Source organism: Curtobacterium sp. MCPF17_003 (assembly GCF_003224385.1).
Taxonomy (GTDB): domain Bacteria; phylum Actinomycetota; class Actinomycetes; order Actinomycetales; family Microbacteriaceae; genus Curtobacterium; species Curtobacterium flaccumfaciens.
This window is the reverse complement of record NZ_QKLC01000005.1, coordinates 128780-153893: the sequence shown is the minus strand read 5'-3', so window position 1 is coordinate 153893 and position 25114 is coordinate 128780. Positions and strand designations below refer to the sequence as shown.

The 25114-nt window shown below is 73.5% G+C and carries 24 protein-coding genes and 1 tRNA gene; 15 read left to right on the top strand and 10 right to left on the bottom strand.

The features are described 5' to 3' along the window. Positions 1 to 8: 8 nt before the first annotated feature. The 5 genes from DEJ30_RS07305 (at position 9) to DEJ30_RS07285 (ending at position 5152) form a co-directional block, all read left to right on the top strand. Positions 9 to 1010, top strand: coding sequence for a glycosyltransferase (locus tag DEJ30_RS07305; protein WP_110859974.1), 1002 nt, complete (start codon positions 9 to 11; stop codon positions 1008 to 1010). Then, positions 1007 to 2335: a glycosyltransferase gene (locus DEJ30_RS07300; protein ID WP_110859971.1), complete on the top strand. Its 1329-nt coding sequence runs from the start codon at positions 1007 to 1009 to the stop codon at positions 2333 to 2335. The genes DEJ30_RS07305 and DEJ30_RS07300 overlap by 4 nt, the downstream gene beginning before the upstream one ends. Beyond that, a complete protein-coding gene (locus DEJ30_RS07295) occupies positions 2332 to 2955 on the top strand; it encodes an SIS domain-containing protein (protein ID WP_110859969.1) in 624 nt (207 codons plus the stop codon). The genes DEJ30_RS07300 and DEJ30_RS07295 overlap by 4 nt, the downstream gene beginning before the upstream one ends. Next, positions 2952 to 4385, top strand: coding sequence for a PfkB family carbohydrate kinase (locus tag DEJ30_RS07290; RefSeq protein ID WP_258369858.1), 1434 nt, complete (start codon positions 2952 to 2954; stop codon positions 4383 to 4385). Before DEJ30_RS07295 ends, DEJ30_RS07290 begins: the two co-directional genes overlap by 4 nt. Before the next feature lie 62 nt (positions 4386 to 4447). Continuing rightward, the gene (locus DEJ30_RS07285; protein WP_110859967.1) at positions 4448 to 5152 is read left to right on the top strand and encodes an SDR family oxidoreductase; all 705 of its coding nucleotides are present in this window, start codon (positions 4448 to 4450) and stop codon (positions 5150 to 5152) included. Positions 5153 to 5375: 223 nt separating this feature from the next. Here the strand turns inward: DEJ30_RS07285 and DEJ30_RS07280 are convergent, their stop codons facing one another. Further along, positions 5376 to 6485 (bottom strand): glycosyltransferase family 9 protein, encoded by a 1110-nt coding sequence (locus DEJ30_RS07280; protein ID WP_258369857.1) that lies wholly within the window; start codon positions 6483 to 6485, stop codon positions 5376 to 5378. Between the two features lie 149 nt (positions 6486 to 6634). Here DEJ30_RS07280 and DEJ30_RS07275 point away from each other — a divergent pair, with 149 nt between their 5' ends. From DEJ30_RS07275 to DEJ30_RS07250, 6 genes are all read left to right on the top strand, one after another. Next, positions 6635 to 8113 carry an aldehyde dehydrogenase gene (locus tag DEJ30_RS07275; protein ID WP_110859963.1) on the top strand — a complete coding sequence of 493 codons (1479 nt, stop codon included), beginning with the start codon at positions 6635 to 6637 and terminating at the stop codon, positions 8111 to 8113. After that, entirely contained in the window at positions 8110 to 9603 is a 1494-nt protein-coding gene (gene rfaE2, locus DEJ30_RS07270; RefSeq protein ID WP_110859961.1) for a D-glycero-beta-D-manno-heptose 1-phosphate adenylyltransferase, read from the top strand. The genes DEJ30_RS07275 and rfaE2 overlap by 4 nt, the downstream gene beginning before the upstream one ends. Further along, positions 9600 to 10484, top strand: coding sequence for a glycosyltransferase family 2 protein (locus DEJ30_RS07265; protein ID WP_110859959.1), 885 nt, complete (start codon positions 9600 to 9602; stop codon positions 10482 to 10484). Before rfaE2 ends, DEJ30_RS07265 begins: the two co-directional genes overlap by 4 nt. A gap of 93 nt (positions 10485 to 10577) precedes the next feature. Then, a complete protein-coding gene (locus DEJ30_RS07260) occupies positions 10578 to 11306 on the top strand; it encodes a DedA family protein (protein WP_110860100.1) in 729 nt (242 codons plus the stop codon). Continuing rightward, positions 11303 to 12541, top strand: coding sequence for a sensor histidine kinase (locus tag DEJ30_RS07255; protein ID WP_110859956.1), 1239 nt, complete (start codon positions 11303 to 11305; stop codon positions 12539 to 12541). The genes DEJ30_RS07260 and DEJ30_RS07255 overlap by 4 nt, the downstream gene beginning before the upstream one ends. Next, positions 12538 to 13200 (top strand): response regulator transcription factor, encoded by a 663-nt coding sequence (locus DEJ30_RS07250; RefSeq protein WP_110859954.1) that lies wholly within the window; start codon positions 12538 to 12540, stop codon positions 13198 to 13200. Before DEJ30_RS07255 ends, DEJ30_RS07250 begins: the two co-directional genes overlap by 4 nt. 86 nt (positions 13201 to 13286) lie before the next feature. On the opposite strand, the gene DEJ30_RS07245 is transcribed toward DEJ30_RS07250, so the two are convergent. From DEJ30_RS07245 to DEJ30_RS07210, 8 genes are all read right to left on the bottom strand, one after another. Further along, positions 13287 to 13790, bottom strand: a complete 504-nt coding sequence (locus tag DEJ30_RS07245; protein WP_071244661.1) for a Dps family protein — start codon at positions 13788 to 13790, stop codon at positions 13287 to 13289. Positions 13791 to 13913: 123 nt separating this feature from the next. Next, positions 13914 to 14336: an SIP domain-containing protein gene (locus DEJ30_RS07240; RefSeq protein ID WP_071244660.1), complete on the bottom strand. Its 423-nt coding sequence runs from the start codon at positions 14334 to 14336 to the stop codon at positions 13914 to 13916. A 29-nt stretch (positions 14337 to 14365) separates the two neighbouring features. After that, positions 14366 to 15052, bottom strand: a complete 687-nt coding sequence (locus tag DEJ30_RS07235) for a TetR/AcrR family transcriptional regulator (RefSeq protein WP_110859952.1) — start codon at positions 15050 to 15052, stop codon at positions 14366 to 14368. Next, positions 15049 to 17145 carry a CocE/NonD family hydrolase gene (locus DEJ30_RS07230; protein ID WP_110859950.1) on the bottom strand — a complete coding sequence of 699 codons (2097 nt, stop codon included), beginning with the start codon at positions 17143 to 17145 and terminating at the stop codon, positions 15049 to 15051. Before DEJ30_RS07230 ends, DEJ30_RS07235 begins: the two co-directional genes overlap by 4 nt. Continuing rightward, positions 17142 to 18929: an ABC transporter ATP-binding protein gene (locus tag DEJ30_RS07225; RefSeq protein WP_110859948.1), complete on the bottom strand. Its 1788-nt coding sequence runs from the start codon at positions 18927 to 18929 to the stop codon at positions 17142 to 17144. The genes DEJ30_RS07230 and DEJ30_RS07225 overlap by 4 nt, the downstream gene beginning before the upstream one ends. Beyond that, positions 18926 to 19813 carry an ABC transporter permease gene (locus DEJ30_RS07220; RefSeq protein ID WP_110859946.1) on the bottom strand — a complete coding sequence of 296 codons (888 nt, stop codon included), beginning with the start codon at positions 19811 to 19813 and terminating at the stop codon, positions 18926 to 18928. The genes DEJ30_RS07225 and DEJ30_RS07220 overlap by 4 nt, the downstream gene beginning before the upstream one ends. Continuing rightward, positions 19810 to 20838 carry an ABC transporter permease gene (locus DEJ30_RS07215; RefSeq protein ID WP_110859944.1) on the bottom strand — a complete coding sequence of 343 codons (1029 nt, stop codon included), beginning with the start codon at positions 20836 to 20838 and terminating at the stop codon, positions 19810 to 19812. The genes DEJ30_RS07220 and DEJ30_RS07215 overlap by 4 nt, the downstream gene beginning before the upstream one ends. Further along, entirely contained in the window at positions 20835 to 22436 is a 1602-nt protein-coding gene (locus DEJ30_RS07210) for an ABC transporter substrate-binding protein (protein ID WP_110859942.1), read from the bottom strand. Before DEJ30_RS07210 ends, DEJ30_RS07215 begins: the two co-directional genes overlap by 4 nt. A 236-nt stretch (positions 22437 to 22672) precedes the next feature. Here DEJ30_RS07210 and DEJ30_RS07205 point away from each other — a divergent pair, with 236 nt between their 5' ends. The 3 genes from DEJ30_RS07205 to DEJ30_RS07195 are packed head-to-tail and all read left to right on the top strand — an operon-like array spanning position 22673 to position 24323. Continuing rightward, positions 22673 to 23266, top strand: a complete 594-nt coding sequence (locus DEJ30_RS07205) for a molybdopterin-dependent oxidoreductase (protein ID WP_110859940.1) — start codon at positions 22673 to 22675, stop codon at positions 23264 to 23266. After that, entirely contained in the window at positions 23263 to 24054 is a 792-nt protein-coding gene (locus tag DEJ30_RS07200) for a ferredoxin reductase (RefSeq protein WP_110859938.1), read from the top strand. Before DEJ30_RS07205 ends, DEJ30_RS07200 begins: the two co-directional genes overlap by 4 nt. Continuing rightward, positions 24054 to 24323: a DUF6510 family protein gene (locus DEJ30_RS07195; RefSeq protein WP_110859936.1), complete on the top strand. Its 270-nt coding sequence runs from the start codon at positions 24054 to 24056 to the stop codon at positions 24321 to 24323. Before DEJ30_RS07200 ends, DEJ30_RS07195 begins: the two co-directional genes overlap by 1 nt. 319 nt (positions 24324 to 24642) lie before the next feature. Here the strand turns inward: DEJ30_RS07195 and DEJ30_RS07190 are convergent. After that, a tRNA-Gly gene (locus DEJ30_RS07190) sits at positions 24643 to 24714 on the bottom strand. Between the two features lie 133 nt (positions 24715 to 24847). Here DEJ30_RS07190 and DEJ30_RS07185 point away from each other — a divergent pair. Further along, positions 24848 to 25054 carry a hypothetical protein gene (locus DEJ30_RS07185; protein ID WP_110859934.1) on the top strand — a complete coding sequence of 69 codons (207 nt, stop codon included), beginning with the start codon at positions 24848 to 24850 and terminating at the stop codon, positions 25052 to 25054. Positions 25055 to 25114 lie beyond the last annotated feature (60 nt).

The window sequence follows — 25114 nt, the reverse complement described above, 5'->3', positions numbered from 1 at the left end:
GGCCCTGCATGCGGATCCTCGTGTGGCACGTGCACGGCGGCTGGATGGACGCCTTCGTCCGCGGCCCCCACGAGTACCTCATCCCGACCACCCCGGCCCGTGACGCCTGGGGACTCGGCCGCGGCGGGCGCGACTGGCCGGACTCCGCGATCGAGATCGACCCGGCCGACGTCGCCGAGGCCGAGGTCGACGTGGTGGTCCTGCAGCGCACCGAGGAGCTCGAGGAAGCCCGCCGTCTGCTCGGTGGCCGAGACGTACCGATCGTCTTCGTGGAGCACAACGCCCCCCGGGTCGACGTGCCGAACAGCCTGCACCCGATGCGCGACCGCGACGACCTGACGATCGCGCACGTGACGCACTGGAACGCCCTGATGTGGGACTGCGGCACCACCCGGACCACCGTCGTCGAGCACGGCGTCGTCGACCCCGGCCCGCTGTACACCGGTGCGCTCGAACGTCTCGGCGTCGTCATCAACGAACCCGTCCGGCGCAACCGTGTCGTCGGCACCGACCTGCTCCCCCGCTTCGCCGAGGTCGCCCCGGTCGACGTCTGGGGCATCGGCTCCGAACGACTGCCGGAGCTCGGCTTCGGCGACCGCGTGGTGGCGCTGGGCGACGTCAAGGCCGATCCCATGCACGCTGCGCTCGCCGAACGGCGGGCCTACGTGCACCCGAACCGCTGGACCTCGCTCGGCCTGTCGCTCATCGAGTCGATGCACATGGCCATGCCGGTCCTGGTGCTCGCGACGACGGACGCGGCCCGCACGGTGCCGGATGAGGCCGGGGCCATCGCGACGGACGTCGAGGAGCTGGTGCGGGCCTCCAGGCTGCTGCTGGAGGACCCGGACGAGGCGCGTCGACGGGGACTCGTGGCGCGGGAGGCCGTGCTCGCACGGCACGCGCTCGGTCGGTTCCTGGCCGACTGGGACGACCTGCTAGGCGACGCCGTCGCGCGCGGTGCGCGACGGAACCGTGCGGCGGGAGCCGCGCTCGAAGGGAGCCTGCGATGAAGATCGCCATGGTGTCCGAGCACGCGAGTCCGCTCGCCGTGCTCGGCGGGGTCGACGCCGGTGGGCAGAACGTCCACGTCGCCGAACTGTCCGGTGCTCTGGCCGACCGCGGCCACCACGTGACCGTCTACACGCGGCGCGACGACGCGTCGCAGCCGGTCCGTGTGCCCCTGCGTCCCGGGGTCGACGTCGTGCACGTCGACGCCGGTCCCGCGCGTACGGTGCCGAAGGACGAGCTGTTCCCGTTCATGGGGACGTTCGCGTCGGTGCTCGCCGCCGAGTGGTTCCTCGACCGTCCCGACGTGGTGCACGCGCACTTCTGGATGTCGGGTCACGCCGCCCTCGACGCGGTGACGCAGGTGCAGGCCCGGACCGGTGGGATGCGGATCCCGGTGGTGCAGACCTTCCACGCCCTGGGTGTCGTGAAGCGTCGGCACCAGGGTGCCGCGGACACCAGCCCGGCCGAGCGCGAGTGGGTCGAACCCGCCGTCGGCCGGAGCGTCGACCAGGTCGTCGCGACGTGCTCGGACGAGGCGTTCGAGCTCAAGGCCCTCGGCGTCCCGCTGCACCGCATCTCCGTGGTGCCGTGCGGGGTCGACGTGTCGCTCTTCCGTCCGGACGGCCCCGTCGAACAGCGCGACCGTCCGCTCCGGGTGCTCACCGCCTCACGACTCGTGCAGCGGAAGGGCGTCGGGACGACGATCGCCGCACTCGCCGCGCTCGTCGAACAGGGCCGTGACGTCGAGCTCGTCGTCGTGGGCGGTGCCGGTGTCGCCGGTGCCGACCTGGTGGACGACCCCGAGTACCAGCGCCTCGACTCCCTCGCCCGGTCACTCGGCGTGCGCGACCACGTGACGTTCCGCGGGCAGCTCGGGCAGCAGGACATGCCCGCCGTCTACCGCAGCGCCGACGTCGTCGTCTGCGCCCCCTGGTACGAGCCGTTCGGCATCGTGCCGCTCGAGGCGATGGCCTGCGGTCGCCCGGTGGTCGCGTCGAGCGTCGGCGGGCTCATCGACACCGTCGTCGAGGACGCCACCGGCCTGCACGTGCCGCCGCGCGACGAGACCGCGGTCGCCGAGGCCGTCGGCGCACTGCTCGACGACCCGGAGCGCCGCGAGGCGTACGGCCGTGCCGGTCGACAGCGCGCCGAGTCCCGCTACACGTGGCAGAAGGTCGCGGCCGACAGCGAGCGCGTCTACGAGCGCCTGCTCGCCGGCGCGACGTCGTCCGCCAGCACCACCGGGCCCGCCGTCGGCCGCTCGCGCACCACCCACGCCGGCCGGGTCACCCGCGCCGCGCAGTCGACGGAGAGGACCGCACGATGACCATCGACCAGCAGACCGGGCTCGAGGACCGCGCCGTCACCGACAGTGCCCGCGTCGTCGTCGACCACGTCGCGGCGTCGGTCCCCGTGATCGCCTCCCTCGTCGACCACAGGGACCACATCGCCGAGTGGGCGGACGACATCGCCGGCCGGCTCGTCGCCGGGCGTCGGCTGCTCGCCGCTGGCAACGGCGGCTCGGCCGCCGAGGCGCAGCACCTGACGTCCGAGCTCACCGGCCGCTTCGAGGGCGACCGACCGGCGTACTCGGCCATCTCGCTGCACGCCGAGACCTCGGCCGTCACCGCGATCGGGAACGACTACGGCTACGACCAGGTGTTCGCACGGCAGGTGTCGGCCCACGCCCGGGCCGGCGACGTCCTCGTCCTGCTGTCGACGAGCGGCAAGAGTCCGAACCTGCTGCGGGCCGCCGAGGCCGCTCGTGCCGTGGGTGCCCGTTCCCTCGCCCTGACCGGGTCCCGGCCGAACCCGCTCGCCGACCTGGTCGACGACGCGATCTGCATCGAGGGGCCGTCCGCCAACGTGCAGGAGGCGCAGCTCGTCCTGGTGCACGCGCTGTGCAAGGCGATGGAGCCGACGCTGCGTCGCGGGGGCCGTCGATGAGCGGGGCTGCTGACGCCGCTCAGCGTTCCGGCGCTGCCGGCGGCCGCGCCGCCGCCCCGCGCTTCCGCATCGCCGTCGTCGGGGACACCCTGCTCGACGTCGACGTGTCCGGCACGAGCGAGCGCCTGAGCCCGGACGCCCCCGTCCCCGTGGTGGACGTCGCCACCGACGACCGCCGAGCCGGTGGTGCCGGACTCGTCGCGACGATGCTCGCCCGCGACGGCCACGACGTCACCCTGGTCACCGTCCTGAGCGACGACGGCCGTGCGCAGGAGATCCGCGACCTGCTCCCCGACGTCACGATCGTCGCCGGGCCGTCCGGAGTCCCCACCCCCGTGAAGACCCGCGTGCGCGTCGTCGACCACGCCCTCGTCCGGATCGACGAGGGCTGCGCGACCCCGCCCGTGCCCGGAGCCACCGACGCGATGACCGCCGCACTCGACGGCGTCGACGCGATCGTCGTCGCCGACTACGGCCGCGGGGTCGCCGCTGCCCCGGCACTCCGTGACGCCCTCACCCGTGCGGCCGAGCACCTGCCGGTGGTGTGGGACCCGCACCCCAAGGGCGCCGCCCCCGTCCCCGGCACCACCGTCGCCACCCCGAACGCGGCCGAAGCACGACGCTTCACCGACGTCGAGGGACACGGTGTGCCCTTCGCCACCGTCGCCGCCGCCCGGCTCGTCGAACAGTGGCAGGCCGGTGCCGTCGCCGTGACGATGGGTGACCGCGGCGCGCTGCTCGCCGACGCGCAGGGCGACAGCCGCTTCGTGCCCGCTCCGTCCGTCAGCGCCGGGGACCCCTGCGGTGCCGGCGACCGGCTCGCCGCGGGCGTCGCCGTCGCCCTGGCATCCGGGGCGGACGTCCCCGATGCCGTCTCCGCCGGCGTGGTCGCGGCGTCCGAGTACCTGGCCGCCGGTGGCGTCACCGCGCTCTTCGCCGACGACGGCCCCGCGCCGCTCGCCGTCCCCGGGGCCGACCGGGACGCCATGCGCCTGGTGCACGACGTCCGCAGCGCCGGCGGCACCGTCGTCGCGACCGGAGGCTGCTTCGACCTGCTGCACGCCGGACACGCCCGCACCCTGTCGGCCGCCCGTGCACTCGGCGACTGCCTGGTCGTGTGCCTCAACTCGGACTCGTCGGTCCGCGCACTGAAGGGCCCCGACCGGCCCATCATGACCCAGGACGACCGGGTCGAGCTGCTCCTGGCGCTCGACTGCGTCGACGCCGTCGTGGTGTTCGACGAGTCCACCCCCGACGAGGCCCTTCGCCGCTTCCGCCCGGACGTCTGGGCGAAGGGCGGCGACTACACCGCGAGCGAACTGCCCGAGACGGCGACCCTCGCCGAGTGGGGTGGCCGCGTCGTCACCGTGCCGTTCCACCCGGGCCGCTCGACCACCCGGCTCGCCGCCGCGATCGAACGCGTCGGCTGAGCGTCCGCTCGCCGTTCCACACCGGCTCGACCACTTCCCGCACCACTACGCAAAGGACATCCATGCCCGTCCCCACCACCCCCATCGGCCGCGTCCTCGTCACCGGCGGCGCCTCCGGACTCGGCGCCGCCGTCGTGGCCGCCGTCGCCGAGGCCGGCGGCACCCCGATCGTCCTCGACCTGCGGATCGACGCCGTCCCCGAGGGCGTCGACGCCGTCGCCGTGGACGTCTCGGACACCGACGCCGTCGAGCAGGCGGTCCGTGACGCCGCCGAGCGTCACGGTGGCCTCGACGCCGTCGTCACCGCCGCGGGCATCGACACCCCCGCCCCGATCGACGCGATCTCGTCCGGCAAGTGGGAGCAGATCGTCGGCGTCAACCTGATCGGCACCGCCTCGACCGTGCGCGCCGCCCTGCCCGCCCTCGAGGCCACGCACGGCCGCGTCGTCACGATCTCCTCGTCGCTCGCCCTGCGCGGCGTCGGCGACGGCACCGCGTACTCGGCGTCGAAGTTCGGCGTCCGCGGGTTCTCGCAGGCGCTGGCCGCCGAGACCGCCGGTCGCATCGGCGTGACCAACATCATCCCCGCCGGGATGCGGACGAACTTCTTCGCCGACCGGACCGAGCAGTACAAGCCCGGCCCGGACGCGCAGCTCATCGAGCCGGAGTACGTCGCGAACTCGATCATCTTCGCGCTCTCGCAGCCGGCCGGCTGCGAGATCCGCGAGCTGTCGATCATGCCGGCGACGGAGCCGAGCTGGCCGTAGCCGCTCGCCGCTAACGGACGGGAGGCGCGGTGCCGGCTGGCACCGCGCCTCCCGTCCGTCAGCGTGTGCCGTGCGCGGCGCACGCTGTGCTCTGGTGCGAGCTTCCGCACGCCGTGCGGGGCCGACGCGTCGCACGGAGTGTCGAACCTCGCATCGGGCGCTCGTGGCGCGGCACGGGGCGGCCTGGAGGCGCGTGCCGGGCCGGCACCGCGCCTCCCGTCCGTCAGCCGGTCGCGTCCACGGCGCGGCGCGCGTCGCGTCGGACCGTGCGGAGCAGGTCCTCGACGTCGGCGAGGACGGCCTCCGGCTCGACCTGGTCGACGTAGGACGGGTCGTGCTCACACCGTTCGGCGGTCCAGCCGACCTGGGTGACGTCCGCGCCGCAGACCGGGCACTGGGTCACGAAGGACAGGTGCACCCGGTGCCGACCGCGGTCGAAGGGCCCGGCGTTGATCACGTTGCCGAACCAGAACACCCCGACCGTCGGGGTGCCGACGGCGACGGCGAGGTGCCGTGGACCGGAGTCGTCGCCGACCATGACGTCGGCCGCGGCGAGGACGTCGGGGAGTTCACGCAGCGGCAGTGACGCGGTGAGGTCGTGGACGCGCTCCTGCAGCTCCTGCGGCAGCGACGCGACGATGGCGGACGACGCCGGGACGTCGGAGTCGTCACCCACGAGCACCACGTCGTCACCGGCGGCGAGTCGGGCGCGGGCGACCTCGGCGAAGCGCGAGGGGCTCCAGCGGCGACGCGGGTCGGTGGCGCCGGGGTGGATCGCGACGAGTCGTCCCCGGACCCCGAGGCGCTGCCGGACCGCGGCACGCGCGGCCTCGGAGACGTGCAGTCGGGGGTCGAGGGTGACCGGTTCGGCGCCGGCCAGCGAGGCCACCTCGAGCGCCCGGACGACCTCGTGCTGGTAGTAGACGTAACGGACCCAGCGCTCCAGGACCTCGGCGTCCTCGGTGGCGGTGCCCACGGTGTGGCGGGCGCCGAGCCGGAGCAGGAACGGGTTCGAGTTGCGACCGCCGCCGTGCACCTGCACCGCGAGGTCGAAGCGCCCGTGCAGCCGGTCGAAGAAGTCCTGCTCGGTCGGTGCGCCGTCGCCGGAGTCCCGGACGCCGGGCACGACGGGGAGCTCCTCGAAGGCGTGGACGGCCTCGGTGCGACCCTCGAGCACCGGCCGCGCCGACGGTGCCCCGAGCAGCGTGATCCTCGCTCCGGGGTACGCGGCGGCCAGGGCCTCGACCGCCGGGAGGGCGAACATCAGGTCGCCCAGTCCCCCGCCGCGGAGCACCGCGATCTCGCTGACACCGTCGAACCGTTCTCCGCCCACACCGATTTGTTGCACAGCTCCACGTCTACCGGTCGGACCCGTCCGGACGCCCAGCAGCGCCCCCGGATGGACGAGAAGCGCGATGCCGTGACCGCACACAGCGGAGCACGAGCACCGTGTGAGGCCCCGCCCGCCTCCGGAAGGACCCCATGACGATCGCACCCCCCGCCGCCGACGACCTCGTGGTGACCGACCCCGTGAACGGATCGATCGCGTCCACCGTGCGCCGCTCGACCGAGGACGACGTCCGCAACGCCGTCGCCCGCGCCCGTGCCGCTGCCGGCGCCTGGGCCCGGACCGCACCGGCCGAGCGCGGTGCACTGCTGCACGCCGCGGCCGAGCACCTCCGTGCGCACGCGCAGGAGCTGGCGGACCTGAACACCCGCGAGACCGGCAAGGTGCCCGGCGACGCACTCGGTGGGGTCGAGGCCGGCATCGGCACGCTCGTGCAGTACGCCGAGCTCGGGCCGGTGCACCGGGGTGAGGCCCTGCGCGGGCAGTTCGGTGCCGCCGACTGGTCGGTGCCGCACCCGCGTGGCGTGGTGCTCGCCCTGACGCCGTGGAACGACCCGGTCGCCGTGGCCTGCGGGATCCTCGGCGCAGCGATCGTCACGGGCAACACCGTCGTGCACAAGGGCAGCGAACGGTGCCCGGCGACGTTCTCCCGACTCAACGCGCTCCTCGCCGAGGTCCTGCCGGACGGCGTGCTCATCGGCGTCGACGGCGACGCGACCACCGGCGAGCAGCTCCTGGCGCAGGAGGGCATCGACGTCTACGCGCACGTCGGCTCGACCGCGACCGGCGACCGCCTGAGCGAGGTGGCCGCGACCACCCGCGCCCACGTCATCCGCGAGAACGGCGGCAACGACCCGGTCGTCGTCGACGCGGACGTCGACCCGGAGTGGGCCGCCGCACAGGTCGCCCTCGGTGCCTTCGCGAACACCGGCCAGATCTGCACCAGTGTCGAGCGGGTGTACGTCCACCAGGACGTCGCCGAGCCCTTCGTCGCCGCGCTCGTCGCCGAGGCGGAGCGCCGCACGGCCGCACCCGCGGCCGAGTTCGGGCCGCTCGTGGACGACCGGCTGCGCGAGCTCGTGCAGAGCCACGTGGACGACGCGATCGCCCGCGGTGCCTCCGCCCGGACCGGTGGCGTCACGCCCGGGGGTCTCGGCTCGTTCTACCCGGCGACCGTCCTGACCGACTGCACGGACGAGATGCTCGTGCTGACCGAGGAGACCTTCGGCCCGATCGCCCCGGTGCGCGTCGTGTCGGACTTCGCGGAGGGCCTCCGGCTCGCCGCGGCCGACCGCTACGGCCTCGCCGCCACCGTGCTGACGAACGACACCGCGCACGCGCTCCGTGCCGCGGCCGAGCTGCCCGTCGGCACCGTCAAGGTGAACGCCGTGTTCGGTGGCGCTCCTGGCGGCAGTGCCCAGCCCCGCGGTGCCTCGGGTGCCGGGTTCGGGTACGGCCCGCACCTGCTCGACGAGATGACGACGACGACGGTGGTGCACCTCGAGGCAGCCCCGCCGCGGCGCACCGTGGAGCCGGAACGCGATGGCACCGGCCCCGCAGCCGCCGCCGGCGCCACCGCGGGCAGCGCTGACACCGTGGGAGGCTCCCGATGACCGCCGACGTCCGGCTGGTCCGTGACCTCGTCGCCACGATCGACGACCGCGAACCCCTCGTCGTCGTCATCGGCGACTGCATCCTCGACCGCTGGACCGTCGGCGAGGCCGAGCGGGTCTCCCGCGAGGCCCCGGCCCCCGTCGTCCGCGTCACCGAGACCATCGCGGTGCCGGGCGGCGCGGCGAACACGGCCGTGAACGCCCGCGCCCTCGGCGCCCGGGTCCGCATGGTGGGCCTCATCGGTGACGACGAGGCCGGTGACGTCCTGCGCCAGCGGCTCGAGGCAGCCGGCGTCGACACGTCGTTCCTGGTCGAGATCCCCGGGGCCCGCACCACGACGAAGTCGCGCGTGGTCGGCGGTGACCGCGTCGTGGTCCGGGTGGACGAGCTGGCCGCGACCCCGACCGCCGAGCACGGCGAACGCCTCGCCCGCTCGGTGGCCCGCGCCATCCGGTGCGCCGACGCCGCCGTCGTGTGCGACTACGGCCTGGGTGTCCAGGCAGAGGACGTCGTGCCGATGCTCGACCGTGACCGTCCCGGCGCCGTCGTGGTCGACGCGCACGACCTGACCCGCTGGGCCGCGCTGCACCCCGACCTCGTCACGCCGAACGCCGGTGAGACCGCGGCCCTGCTCGGCACGGAGCTCGGTACCGGTGCCGACCGCGTCGGCACCGTCGTCGCGGCCCGTGCCGACGTCCTCGCCCGCAGCGGTGCCCGTGCCGCGGTGGTCACGCTCGACCGTGACGGCACCGTGCTGCTCGAGCCGGGGTCCGACCAGGGGTTCCGCACGCGTGCGACGCCCGCCTCGGAGCAGCAGGCCTCCGGCGCCGGTGACACCTTCTGCGCCGCTGCGACCGTCGCCCTCGCCGTGCAGGCCCCCCTGCGCGACGCCGTCGCCGTCGCCCAGGCCGCTGCCGACGTCGTCGTCCGCGAGGCCGGCACGTCCGTCTGCACCGCCGCGGCCCTGCTCGACTCGGTGACCGCTCCGGCGGCGACCGTCGTCGACCACGACGAGCTCGCCACCGCGGTCGAGGCCGCACGGCAGGCCGGCCGCCGCGTCGTCTTCACGAACGGCTGCTTCGACGTCGTGCACCGCGGACACACCACCTACCTGCGGCAGGCCCGTGACCTGGGCGACCTGCTCGTCGTCGCCCTGAACGACGACGACTCGGTGCGTCGGCTGAAGGGCCCGGAGCGGCCGATCAACCCGGCCGAGGACCGCGCCGGCGTGCTCGCCGCGTTGGCCTGCGTCGACCTGGTCACGGTGTTCGCGACGGACACCCCCATCCCGCTCATCGAACGGCTGCGCCCCGAGGTCTACGTCAAGGGCGGCGACTACTCCCCCGAGATGCTGACCGAGACCGAGGTCGTACGCGGCTACGGCGGCGAGGTCGTCATGGTCGACTACGTGCCCGAGCACTCCACCAGCGCCGTCGTGCGCCGGATCCGCGAAGCCGCTGCGCGGTCCGAACCGGACCCGGCACCGTGACCGCCCGCTGGTCCGGGTCCTGGGCGAAGGCCCCCGATCCAGCGGACACGGGCACGGTCGACGTCGACGTGCTCATCCCGACCGTCGGCAGGCCGGCCGAGCTCGCCACGACGCTGGCCGGGCTCGCCGCCCAGACCGACGTCGACCTGCGCGTCGTGCTGAGCGACCAGTCCGCGGACGGGGACGCCGCCAGCGCGCCGGCGGTCGCCGCGATGCTGCGCGTCCTGGAGGCGCAGGGCCGGCCCGTCACGCTCCTCACCCACCCGGAACGGCGTGGCCTTGCAGAGCACCGGCAGTTCCTGCTCGACCACGCCGAGGCAGCCGCGGTGCTGTTCCTCGACGACGACGTCTGGCTCGAGCCGGGGTCGATCGCGCGGCTGCTCGACGCGCTGCGCACCCTGGGCTGCGGGTTCGTCGGCAGCGCCGTGCAGGGGTTGTCCTACCTGCAGGACCGCCGTCCGCACGAGACCTCGGTGTTCGAGCGGTGGGACGGCCCCGTCGTGCCCGAGGTGGTGCGCCGCGGGACCCCCGGCTTCGACCGCTGGTCCCTGCACAACGCCGCGAACCCGACGCACGTCGCCGCCGACCTCGACCTGCACCCCGGCGAGTGGGTGCCCTACCGCGTCGCGTGGGTCGGTGCCTGCGCGCTGTACGACCGTCGTGCGCTCGAGGAGGTCGGGGGCTTCCGGTTCTGGGACACCCTGCCACCCGAGCACGCCGGCGAGGACGTCGTCGCGCAGTGGCGGGTGATGGAACGCTTCGGCGGTGCGGGCATCATGCCCTCGGGAGCCGTGCACCTGGAGGCCCCGACCACCGTCGTCGACCGCCGGGTGGACGCACCTGACGTGGTGTTCGCGGACGGGAACGTCATACCGCGGTAGGGGGTGGTCGAGACCGCCGCGGGATGGCAGCCGCGCGCCGGCTCCGTAGCGTCGTCCTCGTCGACGAGTTCCGTCGGCGGGAGGGAGCACCCCGTGTTCGACCAGATCACCCCGCTCGTCGTCGAGCTGGCCGCGAGTCCGCTCGTCTACGTCGTCCTCTTCGCCCTGTGCCTGGTGGACGGCTTCTTCCCGCCGGTGCCGAGCGAGTCCGCCCTGGTCGCGATCGCCGCCATCGCCGCGACGTCCGGACAGCCCGTCCTCGCCGTGGTGCTCGTCGTCGCCGCCCTCGGAGCGATCGCGGGCGACTCGATCGCGTACTGGATCGGGCGCCGGATCGGGTTCGCCCGGCTGACCCGATCGAAGCGACCACGGATCGCGGCGGCCTTCGCGTTCGCCGAGCGGCAGATGCAGCGCCGGTCCGCCAGCCTCATCCTGACCGGGCGCTTCATCCCGGTCGGCCGGGTCGCCGTCAACACCACGGCCGGCGCGACCGGCCTGCCCTACCGCCGGTTCCTCGCGATCAGCGCGATCGCGGGGCTGGCGTGGTCGGCGGTGTCGATCGGCATCGCCCTCGCCGCGTCGAGCGTGCTGCACGAACCGATCGTCGCGGCCCTGGTGTCGATGGTGGTCGCCGCCGCGCTCGGGATCGCGGTCGACCGGGTGCTCGGTACCATCAGCCGCAGGCGTGACGCCCGCGAGGCCCGCGCCGCAGCCACACCCGACACCGCACGAGCCGACGCCGCGCCCGGACTCACCGATGCCGCGCCCGCCACCGCCCCCGCACCCTGCCTCGCCCGAACCGGAGAGATCGCCCGCCCGTGACCGTCGTCCCGAAGCCCCGCCCCAGCTGGGTCCGGCCTGCCGTGCAGATCGGCTTCGTCCTCGTCGTGGTGTCCCTGTTCGCCGTCGCGGCACCCGTGACCGCGGTGTTCTACGGCGTCCCCGTGCCGCTCGCGATGCTCGTGACCGCCGTGTTGTCAGCGAGCGTCGGCCTCGCACCGCTCGTCCCCCGCACGGCGTCGGTCGCGCACCTCGCCGCCCTCGCCGGCCTCGGGATCCTGACGGCACCCGGCACCGTCGGCCCCTGGCCGGTCTCGGTCACGAGCATCATCGGGCTGAGCGTGCTGCTCGTGGTCTTGGGCGTCCGCACCACCTGGCGGCTCACCGCGGTGGTCTGGGTCGCGGCGACGCTGCTCACCCTGCTGCTCATCGGCGTGACGCCCGACCGGTGGGGGCAGGTCGACGTCTGGGCGACGAGCTTCGTGGTGAGTGCCGGCGACACCCTCGTCGTGGCTGCCGCGGCGGTCGTCATCGGGCAGCGCCGGACCGTGCGCGAGGAGCTCGCCGCCGCCCGCCGCGACACCGAGCTCGAGCAGGCCCGACGGCGGAGCGTCGAGGAGCGCTCCCGGATCGCCCGTGAGCTCCACGACGTGGTCGCCCACAGCATGTCCGTCGTGCACATGCAGGCCGAGTCCGCCCCGTACCGCGTCGCGGACCTGCCGCCGGAGGCCCGCACCGAGTTCGCGGCCATCGCCGAGACCTCGCGCACGGCACTGCGGGAGATGCGGCAGCTCCTCGGCACCCTGCGTGGCGACGCCGACGCCGAGCGCGCACCGCAGCCGCGGCTCGCCGACCTGCCCGCGCTGGCGAACGCCACCCGCGCGGCCGGCATCCCCGTCGACCTCCGACTCGACCAGGGGATCGTCGACGACGTCGACCGGCTCGCACAGCTCACCGTGTACCGGGTCGTGCAGGAGGCGCTCGGCAACGTGGCCCGGCACGCGCCCGGCGCGACCACCGTCGTGACGGTCGGGAGGCACGGGTCGGCCCTCACGGTCGAGGTCGCCAACACCGCGCCACCGGTCGGCAGCGTGCCCGGTGCGCCGCCGGACGACGGTGGCTTCGGCCTGGCGGGGATGCGCGAGCGCGTCGCCGCGCTCCGCGGCACGATCGATCACGGGCCGGACCCGGCCGGCGGCTTCCGTGTCGCCGTGCGTCTGCCCACCCAGCCCGCCGCGACCACGTCGCAGCCGACGGCCGACGGAGGAAGCCGATGACGCGGGTGATGGTGGTGGACGACCAGCAGATGTTCCGTGTCGGACTGCGGGCGATCCTCCAGGCCCAGGACGACGTCGAGGTCGTCGGCGAGGCCGCGAACGGTGCCGAAGCGGTCGTGATGGCGATCCGACTCCGGCCGGACGTGATCCTGATGGACGTCCGGATGCCGGAGCTCGACGGGATCGAGGCGACCCGGCGGATCACCGCGGCACCCGCGGAGTCGCCCGTCCGCGTGGTGATGCTCACGACGTTCGACATCGACGACTACGTGTTCGACGCGCTGCGTGCCGGGGCGAGCGGGTTCCTGCTCAAGGACGCGAGCGCCGAGGAGCTCGTGCAGGCCGTCCGGACCGTCGCAGCCGGCGACTCCCTGCTCGCACCGAGGGTGACCCGGCACCTCGTCGAGGCCTTCGTCGCCGGCCCGCAGCCGGCGGCCGCGCGGACCGAGGTGCTCGACGTGCTGACCGACCGGGAGCGTGACGTGTTCCTGCTGATGGCGCGGGGGCGGTCGAACGGGGAGATCGCGGTGGAGCTGTTCATCGCGGAGCAGACCGTGAAGACCCACGTCGGCCGCGTCCTGGCGAAACTGCAGCTGCGGGACCGGGTGCACGCCGTCGTGCTGGCCTACGAGAGCGGGCTGGTCATGCCGTCCGCGTGAGGTGCGGGCCCGAGACGCGACCACAGACGGACGGGAGGCCCGGTGCCAGCTGGCACCGGGCCTCCCGCCAGAGGTGTGGTCGCGACTCAGGCGGCGAGGTGCGCCTGCAGGAACCAGCGGTCCTTGGTCAGCGCACGCTCGATCTCGATCGCGACGTCCTGGCTGTTGAGGTCGACCTCGTCGAGGCCGTCGACCGCACGGCGGACCTGCAGCAGCGCGGCGTCGATCTGGGCGATCACCTCGGTGATGGTGACGTCCGAGTTCTGGAAGCCCTGCGACAGCGGCGGCAGGGTGGTGTTCGCGGCGACGGTCGCGATGCGCGAGTCGACCGGCAGGCCGAGGGCGACGATGCGCTCCGCAGCCTTGTCCGCGTAGTCCTGCGCGTGCTCGACGATCTCGTCGAGGAGTTCGTGCACGCCGACGAAGTTGCGGCCACGGACGTGCCAGTGCGCCTGCTTGCCGTTGACGACGAGCGCCTCGAGGTCGATGACGACGGGGGCGAGGAACTGGGCGACCCCGGCTGCGAGCTCCGGCGTGGTCGAGAACGGGGACGTGGTGCTGGGGGTGGTGGTGCTGCTCTGCGTGGTCATGTCGTTTCCTCCTCCGTCGTGGCTACACCCGCGTGCCTGGCCCTGTCCGGACCGACGCGGTGCTGCCGATGGTCACAACCATGCCCGCCTCTTTTGCATGCCGCAAGGAAGAGCAGGCTGCCCTTACCCGCCGTACTCGACCTGGACCTGCTGGCCGGCGTCGGTGAGTTCGAGCTGCACCATGGACCGTGCGCGCTCGATCCACGGGCTGTCCGCACACCCGATCCACACCGAGGTGCGGGGCTCGCAGCCCGTCACGCACCACTCGGCGGCCCACCCGGTCAGGGCGTGGGCGAGGGCTTCGCCGTGGTCCGCGAAGACCAGCGGGGCGACGGCCGAGCTGCGGGCGCTCCGGACCAGCCAGGTCACGGTGACGCGCGGCGGGGCCGGCAGGATGCGGATCTGCTCGTCGAGGGCGACCTCGACGAAGACCTGCCCGTACGCGTTCTCGGGGAGTTCCTCGAGCTGGCGGTGGATCTCGACGAGGTCCTCGGCACCGCCCGCGATGAGGATGCGTTCGCTGGGCTGTCGCCGGGTCCGTGCCATGTGGCAACGGTAAGGGAAGCCTTACCTCATCACAAGGGGGAACGACCGGTTCCGGCGATGTCCACAGCGGGCACACTGAGTTCGTGCGACAGGAACCGCCACATCCACGACAGGGCGACCGTGTTCGTCAGCCCCGGGACGCCCTGGGCGATCTGGGTCGCGACGCCGTCGCTGTACGCGGCGAGCTGCAGCGCGACGGTGTCGGCGTCCACCGTGTCCCCGTGCCCGTCCCGTTCGCCGGCCCCGTCCGCGGTGGCCCCGAACACCCCGGCGTCCACCCCGCGCCGGATCACCCGCACCAGGCACGCCTCCCAGACGCGGATGCGTTCGGCGTACTCGGCGGCGACCTCGGGCCGCCGGACCACCGCGGTCCAGTAGTCGGACCAGATCCGCCAGTGCTGCCGGACCTGCTCGGTGTCGCCGAACAGCGGGGCCACGAGCATCCGCAGCCCCACCAGCACGTCGGGTTCGGCGTCGACGGCCGCGACGATGGCGCCGTAGAAGCGCTCGGTCTCGAGCACCACGACCTCGTTGAGGATCTCCGCGACGCTGCCGAAGTGGTAGGTCACGGTGCCGACGGAGACGCCGGCCTCGGCCGCGATGTCGCGCAGTCCGGTGGCACCGACGCCGTTCCGGACGATCACCGCGCGGGCGGCCTCGACGATCATCGCGCGTCGGACCTCCGGGCGCTGCCGGACGCGTGCGGCCGCGGTCATGCCGAGGTCCGCGGGACGTCCTCGACGAAGGTCCTCTCGGTGACGAGCACCTCGGGTTCGTCGGGTCCGCCATCGCGGGCCCAGGCGCGCACCGTGTTGACGACGTGGAAGGTGTCGGCGTCGGCGCTGACCTCGGACGTCGTCTCGAGGCGCGCGGCCCACTCCGGCTTCGTCAGCCCGATCGCCCAGCGGGAACTCGCCCGTGCGCTGGTCGGGTCGTCGGAGCGGATCCGGTACGTCTCGCGGGCGTCCTCGGTGAACACGAGGCCGTCCGGGTAGACGCGCCCGCCGCCGTACCCGGGGTCGACGTCGAGCGTCCACTCCCCCGTCTCGACGTCGTGCGTCACCGTGCGCTGCGGCAGCGGGTCGGCCGGCGCCACGGGTTCGATCACGAGGGGCTCGGACCGTTCGGGCCCGGCGAAGGCCACCCCGTCGTCGGTCGACCGGGTCCAGGTGGGCAGGGTGACGCTCGAGGCGGTCGGGTCGATCGTCACGGTGGCCTCGACACCGTGCGGCCACACCCACGGCCAGTAGGACGACGAGACCGCGATGCGCAGCCGGTGTCCGGCGGCGAACCGGTGTCCGGTCGAGACCAGGCGCACGGGCAGGTCGGCAGGCGTCCCGGGCACGAGCACGTCGTCGCGGTCCATCCCGTCGCGCTTGGCGGCGTTCAGCACCCCGCGCGTGACGAGCGTCGACGAGCCGTCCGGTGCGACGTCGCAGAGCCGGACGGTCAGGGTGGCCCGGGGTTGGTCGCTCGTGACGGACAACCGCACGAGCACGTTGCCGAGCAGGTCGAACGCCTTGCCGACGGGCAGGTCGAAGGTGACCGAACGGCCGTCCTCGGCGCGCTGGTCCGGCGGCAGGTCGGTGGCGTTGCCGAACGGGAAGAAACGCCCGGCGTCCACCCCGGTGTGCTGCGGCGACCGCACGACGACCGGTCCGAGGTCACCGCCCCGCAGTGCGGCGAGGGGCAGGACGCGCTCGTGGGTCGCGGCGGAGGGCCACGCCTCGGCACCGATCCAGCGACCGCGACGATCGGCGTAGTACGGCGCGGGGGCTTCGCCCTCGTTGATCCAGGCCCGCAGTGCGGGGTCGTCGTCGACGCCGGTGTCGACCCCGCGCAGCCAGCGGTCCCACCACCGCAGGGTCTCCTGCAGGAACCCGATCGACGGCCCCGGCGCGAGCCCGCGGTCCGGGTACTGGTGCGACCACGGGCCGATGATGCCCTTCACGGGGGCGCCGACGTGGTCGACGAGCCGGAGCACGGCGTCCCGGTAGGGGTCCGCCCAGCCGCCGACGGCGAGCACCGCGGCGCGGATGCCGTCGTAGTCCTCGGCGGCGCTGCCGTGCCGCCAGTAGTCGTCGCGTTCCTGGTGCGCCAGCCACACCGGCGTCAGCGGGCGGTTCGCCTCGAGGCGTTCCCGCCAGCGGTCGATCCACCCGGCGCCGACGACCTCGGGCCGGGGCGGCCGGGAGTTGAAGGCGAACATGGTCGCGCCCCAGGCCGCCATGTCGATGCCGAGCACGGCGCCGCCGACGTAGTGCACGTCGTTGTCGTACCGGTCGTCCGTCGAGCACACCGTCACGATGGCCTTGAGCGCGACGGGTGCCCGGGCCGCGAGCTGCAGCGCGCTGAAGCCGCCCCACGAGATGCCGAACATGCCGACGGCGCCCGTCGACCACGGTTGCTCGGCGAGCCAGGCGATCACGGCCTCGCCGTCGAGCAGCTCCTGCTCGCTGTACTCGTCGTCGAAGAACCCGTCGGACGACCCGGTGCCGCGGATGTCGACCCGCACCGAGGCGTACCCGTGCTGGGCGTACCAGGGGTGCCGCTCCGAGTCGCGCGGTGCGGTCCAGTCGTCGAGCCGGTACGGCAGGTACTCGAGCAGCACCGGCGTCGGACCGCCCGGCCCACCCGGCTGCGTCGGCGACTGCGACGGTGCCCAGATCCGGGCGTGCAGCCGCACGCCGTCGGGCATCGGGATCCACTCGTCGCGGACCGTCACGCCCGCGGGCAGCGAGCCGGGGTCGCCGATGGCGGTGAAGGTGGCGGCGGCGGTGCCGTGGTCGGTGCCGTCGTCGGTCGTCATGCGTCCTCCCAGTTGCGGGTGCGGTGTCCGTCGCCGTGGTCGGTCCAGCCGTCGGTGTGCCGCCAGCGCGGCACCCCGTCACCGACGTCGGGCAGGGTCGTGCTGCCGGGTTCGAGCGTCGCCGCGAGCAGCGTCGACGTGTACGGGTGGTTCGGGCCGGTGAACACCCGCTCGGTCGGTCCGATCTCGACGATGCGGCCACCGGTCATCACCGCGACCCGGTCGGCCACGCCCCGGACCACGGCGAGGTCGTGGCTGATGAACAGGCAGGCGAGGCCCCGCTCGCGCTGCAGGTCGGCGAGCAGCGCGAGGATCCCCGCCTGCACCTGCACGTCGAGCGCGGTGGTGATCTCGTCGGCGATCACGAGCGACGGCTCCGCGGCCAGTGCGCGGGCGATCCCGACGCGCTGGCGCTGCCCACCGGACAGCTGCGCGGGCAGTCGGTCGGCGAACTCCGGCCCGAGCCCGACCTGGCTGAGCAGGGCACCCACGCGCTCCCGCGAGGACGAGCCGCTGAACAACCGCAGCGGCCGCGCGACGGCCGCGCCCACGGTGCGCCGCGGGTTGAGCGACGTGTCCGCGTTCTGGAAGACGAGCTGCACGGCGCGCCGCAGGTCGGGCGCCCGTCCGGCGATCGGCTCGCGCAGGTCGCCGCGGGTCGTGCCGTCGTCGTACGTGAACGTCCCCGACTCGGCCGGCACCAGTCCGGCCAGCGCCGTCGCGAGCGTCGACTTGCCGCTGCCGGACTCGCCCACGACGGCGAGCGTCTCGTGCGCGGCGATCGTGAACGAGACGCCGTCGACGGCGGCCGGCAGACCGCGGCCGTAACGGATCACCAGGTCGTCCGCGGTCACCACGGGGCGGGCGGCGCGCTCGGGAGGTGCGGTGCGGGTGGCCGTGGAGCCGACCGTCCCGGGGACGGACGGGTCCAGGGCGTCGCGATCCCTCCCTCCAGGCCGTCGTCCGTCCGGCACCGCGGCCAGCAGGGCACGCGTGTACTCGTGCTGCGGAGCGGCGAAGAGCGCCGCCGTGGCGGCGTGCTCGACGACCTCGCCGTCGCGCATCACGGCGATCTCGTCCGCCATGGCGGACACCACCCCGAGGTCGTGGCTGACGAGCAGGACGGCCATGCCGAGCTGCCGACCGAGGTCGGCGACCAGGTCGAGGACCGCGGCCTGCGTGACGACGTCCAGGGCGGTGGTCGGTTCGTCGAGGACGAGCACGCGCGGCCGGGCAGCGACGGCCATCGCGATGGCGATGCGCTGCTGCTGCCCGCCGGACAACTGGTGCGGGTACCGGCGGACGATCGCGTCGGGGTCCGGCAGCCGGACCAGCCGGACCAGCTCGGCGACCCGTTCGGGGCCGTCGGGCTCGCCGTGGGCGCGGAGGGCCTCGCGGATCTGCTCACCGACGCGCATCGACGGGGTGAGTGCCTGCCCGGCGTTCTGGGCGACGACCGAGGCGGTGCCGCCGCGGAGCGCCCGGCGGCCGGCCGGCGACAGGGCGAAGACGTCGGCCCCGTCGACACGGACCGTCCCGGCGTCGATCGCCGACCCGGCGCGCAGGTGTGCCAGGAGCGTCCGCGCGACGGTGGACTTGCCGCTGCCGGACTCGCCGACCAGGCCCAGGGTGCGACCTGCCTCGATCGTGAACGAGACACCCCGGACGACGGGGACGCGTCGCTTGCCGGCGGCGTACGAGATGGACAGGTCGTCGACGCGGACGATCGCGTCGGGCACGGTCGTCGTCGGGGCGGACGTCGTGCCGGTGTCGGTGCGGGTCATGCGCTGACTCCCTGCTTCGCACGGTCGACACCGAGCGACTTGCTCAGCCCGTCGGCCGCGAGGTTCAGTCCGATCACCAGCGTGGCGAGTGCCACGATCGGGGCGAGCGTGCCGAGCGGCACCACGGTGAGCGCGGTGCGGTTCTCCTGCACCATCAGGCCCCAGTCCGGGGTCGGTGGATTCGCGCCGAAGCCCAGGAAGGACAGCGACGCGACGAGCAGCACGATCCACGAGGCCCGCATCGCGTACTCGACGAGCACGACGTCCAGCACGTTCGGCAGGATCTCGCGGAACACGATCGACAGCGGCCGCTCCCCCCGGGCGCGGGCCGCGGTGACGTAGTCCTGGGTGATCACGGTGCGGGCGGCGCCGCGGACGACCCGGGTCACCGCGGGGGCGTAGACGACCGTGACGGCGAGGACGATGACCCAGAGGCCGGCGTCGAAGACCGTCACGACGACCAGGAGCGCCAGGATCGACGGCACGCTGAGCAGGGCGTCGACGACGCGCATGACGACCTCGTCGAACCAGTTGTCGGCGTAGGCCGTGACGCAGCCGAGCACGGTGCCGACCGCGACGGCGATCGTGGTGGCGAGGAAGGTCACGGACAGCGCGTAGCGACCGCCGTTCAGGGTGCGGGAGAGCACGTCACGGCCGTACTGGTCGGTGCCGAGCCAGTGCGTCCACGTCGGACCGGCGAGCACGTCGCCGGCGTTCGTGGCGACCGGGTCGTGACCGGCGATGACCGGCGCGAGCAGGGCGAGGACGACGTGCAGGGCGATGAGGCCGAGGCCGATGCTCAGCGCCGTCGACCCGCGCAGGGGTGCGAGCGCGCCGGCGAGCACGTCGCGTCGGGCGCTGCGGCGGGGTGCGGTGGCGGTCATGCGGCGGCCTTCCTGGTGCTGCGGGCGCCGCGGGTGCGCGTGCGCGGTCGTCGCTGGCGGGTCCGCAGCTTCGGGTCGAGTGCGAGCGCGACGAGGTCGGCGGCCAGGTTGCACACGACGTAGATCAGGGCGCTCAGCAGGGCGATCGCCTCGATGGTGGGCAGGTCGCGGTTGAACACCGACTCGAGCATGAGCTTGCCCATCCCCGGGTAGTTGAAGACGTTCTCGACCACCACGACACCGCCGAGCAGCCACGCGACGTTGAGCGCGACGACGTTCAGCGTCGGGAGCAGGGCGCTCGGGACCGCGTGCTTCCAGACCACCCGGCGCATCGTCAGGCCCTTGAGCTCGGCCGTCGTGACGAACTCCGACGCCATCACGTCGATGGTCGACGAGCGGGCCGTCCGCACGATGTAGGCGGCCATCGCGAGGGTCAGCACGATGATCGGCAACCAGATGGTGGGCAGCAGCTCGGCGACGGGGGCGTCGCTCCCCCGCAGCACGACGGCGGGGAAGACCGGCAGGCCGATCGCGAACAGCAGCACCAGGACGGTGGCGACCATGAACTCCGGCACGCTCATCACGACCAGGCTGACGATCGAGATGACCCTGTCGCTCGGACGGCCGCGGCGGACACCGGCGACGACCCCGAGCGTCAGGGACACCGTGACGCCGACGAGCATCGCGGGCACGGCGACGAGCATGCTGTTCCGGAAGGCCGTGAACAGCGTCGGGGCGACCGGTTCGCCGCTGACGAGCGAGGTGCCGAAGTCGCCGTGCACCGCGCCGCCGAGCCACTGCAGGTAGCGGAGCCAGACGTTCTGGTCGAGGCCGAGGGTCTCGCGCAGCTGCTTGACGGCGTCGGGGGTGGCGTTCTGCCCGAGCAGCTGCTGGGCGACGTCGCCGGGGAGCGCCTGCACCGCGAGGAACACGAAGAGCGAGGCGAGCACCACGGTCAGCACGGCGATGCCGACCCGGCGGAGGACGGGGACGAGGACGTCCGACGGCGTGTTCGTGGTCGTCATCGGCGCAGTCCGATCCGCAGGTAGTCGAACTCGAAGCCGTACTCCGAGTAGTTCACGACGTCGCGGGACAACCCCACGAGCCGGTCGCCGAACATCGGCGTCATGTCGGCGCCGTCCTCGACGACGAGCCGCTGGGCGTCCTGGTACAGGGTGAGCCGCTTGGCGTCGTCCATCTCGGCGCGGGCGTCGTCGAGCAGCCCGTCGAAGGTCTCGTTCGACCAGGCGCTCTCGTTGTACGACGACCCCGAGCGGAAGATCTGGTTGAGCAGCTGGTCGATCGGCCGCCCCGTGAACCAGTAGCTCACCATGAGCGGCTTCTGCATCCAGATCTGCGTGTAGTACGAGTCCGAGCTCGCGTTGCGGACAGTCAGACGGATCCCCGCGTCGGCGACGGCGTCGCGGTAGGCGACGGCCATCGGGGTGAACACCGACTCGTAGCTCGACGTGTAGATCGCGGCGCGGAAGTCCTCACGCCCGGCCTGCTTGAGCAGCGCCCGGGCCTTGTCCGGGTCGTACTCGCGGTGGTCGTCGACGAACGCGGCGAGCTGCGGCGGCACGGGGTTGTCCCAGCCTGCCGAACCGGTGCCCTGCAGCGCGGTGTCGACGATCTTCCGGGGGTCGTAGGCGAGCTTCATCGCCTGGCGCACCCGCGGGTCGCTGAACTCGTCGCTCGTGGCGAGCATCGGGATCGTGTACCACTGGGCGTTCTTCGACCGGGCGACGGTGGCGCGGTCGGACGCCGAGACCACCCGGGCCGTCGCGAAGTCCAGGTTCGTCTGCGAGATCAGGTCGATCTGCCCGGCGAGCAGGGCGTTCACCCGCGCGGTGGTGTCCTGGATCGAGTAGAAGTCGATGCCGTCGAGCGCCGGGCGGCCGGCGAAGTGGTCCGGGAACGCCTCGACGCTGCCGGCACCGGCGGGGGTGAACGACGACAACCGGAACGGCCCCGTCCCGATCCCGGTGCGGCCGATGTCGGCGATGGCGTCGGCCGGCACGATGTAGCACTGGTAGGCGGTGAGCAGCGACGGGAACTCGGCGTTCGGCTTCGTCAGCGAGAAGCGCAGCGTGTACGGGTCGACGGCGCGCATCGAGTCGGCGTCCATGACCTCGCCGAGCACGCCGGCCTGCGGGCTGCCGGTCCTCTCGTCGAGGATGTGTCGGATGCTCGCGACGGCGTCGTCGGCGGTGAACCGGGACCCGTCGTGGAAGGTCACCCCCCGGCGGAGCGCGAAGGTCCACTCGGTGCCGTCGGTGTTCGCGGACCACTCCTCGGCCAGGTCCGGCACCGGGGTGCCCTGCTGGTCGAGCTTGACGAGCCGGTTGTACAGCGCGCCGAGGTACTCGTAGGCCGACAGCGAGCTCGCGGAGTCGAGGGTCTCGGCGGCGGACGCCGCGGGCCGTGCGATGCGTAGGCGACCACCGCGACGGGCGACGCCGGTGGCCGCGGCCTCGGGGATCGTGGGGGTGCCGGCGGACGCGCCGGAGCTGCATCCGGCGAGCGTGAGCAGGCCGAGGCCGGCCAGGCCGGCGGCGCCGGTGATGAGCGCCCGACGGCTCGGACCGTGGGCATTGCGGGGTTCGGGGACGATGGGCTGCATTCGGGGTGACCCCTCCTGTAATCGTTCCGGTGAACGATAGAGGTCCCGAGCCGATCCCCCAAGCCCGCTCCCGACGCACGGGCCACCACCGCGTCCGACCCGATCCGCGAGCCCGCGCGGATCCGCCGCCGCGCACGACCGTTCCGTCCACACGTGGAACGTTTACCAACCCGTTACACGGGCGCGCCCGGTTCGCGGCATGATCGGGAACGCACCGACGTCCGACGAGGAGGACCATGGCCACGTTCACCCGCGGGTTCGGCGGTCGACGCGACGACCGCGACGACACCCGCATCCCGCCCGGTCAGACCCTGGTCCGCGACTGGCCCGTCCTGTCCGCCGGAGCGACGCCCGACATCGAGCCGACCGACTGGGCCTTCTCGATCCGCACCGAGTCCGGCCTGCACCAGTGGACCTGGGACGAGGTGCGCGCGCTCGGCGTCGAGGACGTCACCGTCGACATCCACTGCGTCACGCACTGGACCAAGCTCGACATGCCCTGGCGGGGTGTCCCGCTCGACCGCCTGTTCGAGGACGTCGAGACCGAACTCGACTACTGCATGGTGCACAGCTACGGCGGTTACACGACCAACGTCCCGCTCGACGAGCTGCTCGACGGCAAGTCCTGGATCGCGTTCGAGGCCGACGGCGAGCCCCTGACGCCCGAGCACGGCGGGCCCGCCCGCCTGCTGGTGCCCCACCTGTACTTCTGGAAGAGCGCCAAGTGGGTGCGCGGCATCGTCATGCAGTCCGACGACGAGCCCGGCTTCTGGGAGAACGCGGGCTACAACCTGCACGGCGACCCGTGGAAGGAAGAGCGGTACTGGTGACGCTCCCCGACACCGGCCTGGAGGCACGGATCACCCCCGTCGCTCGTCCCGCCACGCGCAGGCGACCGGCCTGGCACGCCGCCACCGTCGCGTCGGTCGGCCGCGAGACGACGAACGCGCGCCGGATCGTCCTCGACGTCCCCACCTGGCCGGGCAACGACCCCGGGCAGCACCTGGACCTGCGGCTGACCGCCGAGGACGGCTACCAGGCACAGCGCTCGTACTCCATCGCATCGGCCGGCCCCGCGACCGACGTCGTGCTCGCGGTCGACCGGGTGGACGGTGGCGAGGTCTCGCCGTTCCTCGTCGACGCCGTCGAGGTCGGCGACGCGCTCGAGGTCCACGGCCCCCTGGGCGGCTGGTTCGTCTGGCGGCCGGGCGAGTCCAGCCGTCCGGTCCAGCTCATCGCCGGCGGCTCCGGCATCGTGCCGCTCGTCGCGATGGTGGCCGCCCACGCCGAGGCGGACGACCCAGCACCCTTCCGGCTCCTCGCGGCCGTCCGCACACCGGACGACGTGTTCTTCCGTGCGGAACTCGACCAGGCGCTCGCGAGCCGGGCACCGCTCGAGGTGACCCACGTGTACAGCCGCACCGCGCCTCCAGGCTCGTCCGTGCCGGCCGGCCGGCTGACGCGGGACGCGCTGGCTGCCGCGGTGTTCCCGCCGGACGCGGGTGCCGTGGTCTACGTGTGCGGGTCGACGCCGTTCGTCGAGCAGGTGCTGCGCTGGCTCACCGAGCTCGGACACGACACGAGTGACGTCCGCGCAGAACGGTTCGGGGGCAACTGATGGTCGTCGTGGACGGCAACGCGCTGGCCGGGACGCTGGCCGACAGCCTCGGTCCGGAGCCGACCGGCGTCACTCTGCGCTGCGCGGGGTGCGGTTCGCTCGGGGTGCTCGGGCAGACCACCGTCTACCGCACCGCGATGGGGTCGGTGGCGCGCTGCCGCGGGTGCGACACGGTGCTCGTCACGGTCGTCGAGTCCGGAGCCAGGCGGTGGGTGGGGTTGCCCGGCGCACGCACGATGTCGGCGGCAGTACCGGACGGCATCGAGTAACACAAGGCTCGAGCGGCGGGTCGTGCGGGTTCCTTGCGGGTTCCCGCAACCCTGGATCCGGTTCCCACCCGAACGGGGGACGGCTCCGGATACATCCTCGGAACTGCACCGGGCCACCCACCCGGCGCGTACCAGTGGGGGCAGGGTCGCCTCCGCGCCCGGTGGGCGCGGGTACCCGAAGCCTGCGCCCGCCGGGGCCCCACCCCTTCGTCGCCAGGCCGCCCGGGAACGACGGAACCCCCGCCGCTCTGGCGAGCGATCGGGGGTTCCGGTGGTGCTTCGTTGCTTTGTTCTCGTGTTCTTGGTCGTGTGAGACCCGAGCGGATGACGAGATTCGAACTCGCGACCCTCACCTTGGCAAGGTGATGCGCTACCACTGCGCCACATCCGCATTCCACACGCCGTGCCGGCCGTGCGGAGACGACTCTACCCGATGACTGGCGGCATCACCGGTTCCGGTCCGGTTCCGGGCGTGTCCGGCGCGGCGCGGGCCGTCCGTCAGGTCGACGGAGTTCTATCGGACCATGAGCTACGTGCACGACAATCCCGGCGGGGCCGAGGCCCACGGCGTCGACCTGGTCGACGGCGACGCCCCCGCGATCCGGATCCTGGTGCACGGCGACCTGCCGACCACGATCGAGCACGAGGGCCGCACCTGGCTCGCGACGGGCGACGCCCACGACGCGGGCGACGACGACACCCCGCCGATCGCGATCTACCGCCCGGTCTGAGCCGGCGGGTCCGGCTGGGCTGACCGATCCGGGTGCGCCGGGTGCGCCGGGCCGTGTGCC

Bases quoted from the DNA above. Each gene is read 5' to 3' on its own strand.
- DEJ30_RS07305 (WP_110859974.1), top strand. From the start codon at position 9: ATGCGGATCCTCGTGTGGCACGTGCACGGCGGCTGGATGGACGCCTTC.
- DEJ30_RS07210 (WP_110859942.1), bottom strand. From the start codon at position 22,436: ATGCAGCCCATCGTCCCCGAACCCCGCAATGCCCACGGTCCGAGCCGT.
- DEJ30_RS07235 (WP_110859952.1), bottom strand. From the start codon at position 15,052: ATGACCGCGGCCGCACGCGTCCGGCAGCGCCCGGAGGTCCGACGCGCG.
- DEJ30_RS07295 (WP_110859969.1), top strand. From the start codon at position 2,332: ATGACCATCGACCAGCAGACCGGGCTCGAGGACCGCGCCGTCACCGAC.
- DEJ30_RS07215 (WP_110859944.1), bottom strand. From the start codon at position 20,838: ATGACGACCACGAACACGCCGTCGGACGTCCTCGTCCCCGTCCTCCGC.
- DEJ30_RS07250 (WP_110859954.1), top strand. From the start codon at position 12,538: ATGACGCGGGTGATGGTGGTGGACGACCAGCAGATGTTCCGTGTCGGA.
- DEJ30_RS07300 (WP_110859971.1), top strand. From the start codon at position 1,007: ATGAAGATCGCCATGGTGTCCGAGCACGCGAGTCCGCTCGCCGTGCTC.
- DEJ30_RS07185 (WP_110859934.1), top strand. From the start codon at position 24,848: ATGAGCTACGTGCACGACAATCCCGGCGGGGCCGAGGCCCACGGCGTC.
- DEJ30_RS07285 (WP_110859967.1), top strand. From the start codon at position 4,448: ATGCCCGTCCCCACCACCCCCATCGGCCGCGTCCTCGTCACCGGCGGC.
- DEJ30_RS07205 (WP_110859940.1), top strand. From the start codon at position 22,673: ATGGCCACGTTCACCCGCGGGTTCGGCGGTCGACGCGACGACCGCGAC.
- DEJ30_RS07230 (WP_110859950.1), bottom strand. From the start codon at position 17,145: ATGACGACCGACGACGGCACCGACCACGGCACCGCCGCCGCCACCTTC.
- DEJ30_RS07220 (WP_110859946.1), bottom strand. From the start codon at position 19,813: ATGACCGCCACCGCACCCCGCCGCAGCGCCCGACGCGACGTGCTCGCC.
- DEJ30_RS07225 (WP_110859948.1), bottom strand. From the start codon at position 18,929: ATGACCCGCACCGACACCGGCACGACGTCCGCCCCGACGACGACCGTG.
- rfaE2 (WP_110859961.1), top strand. From the start codon at position 8,110: ATGACCGCCGACGTCCGGCTGGTCCGTGACCTCGTCGCCACGATCGAC.
- DEJ30_RS07245 (WP_071244661.1), bottom strand. From the start codon at position 13,790: ATGACCACGCAGAGCAGCACCACCACCCCCAGCACCACGTCCCCGTTC.
- DEJ30_RS07275 (WP_110859963.1), top strand. From the start codon at position 6,635: ATGACGATCGCACCCCCCGCCGCCGACGACCTCGTGGTGACCGACCCC.
- DEJ30_RS07195 (WP_110859936.1), top strand. From the start codon at position 24,054: ATGGTCGTCGTGGACGGCAACGCGCTGGCCGGGACGCTGGCCGACAGC.
- DEJ30_RS07240 (WP_071244660.1), bottom strand. From the start codon at position 14,336: ATGGCACGGACCCGGCGACAGCCCAGCGAACGCATCCTCATCGCGGGC.
- DEJ30_RS07290 (WP_258369858.1), top strand. From the start codon at position 2,952: ATGAGCGGGGCTGCTGACGCCGCTCAGCGTTCCGGCGCTGCCGGCGGC.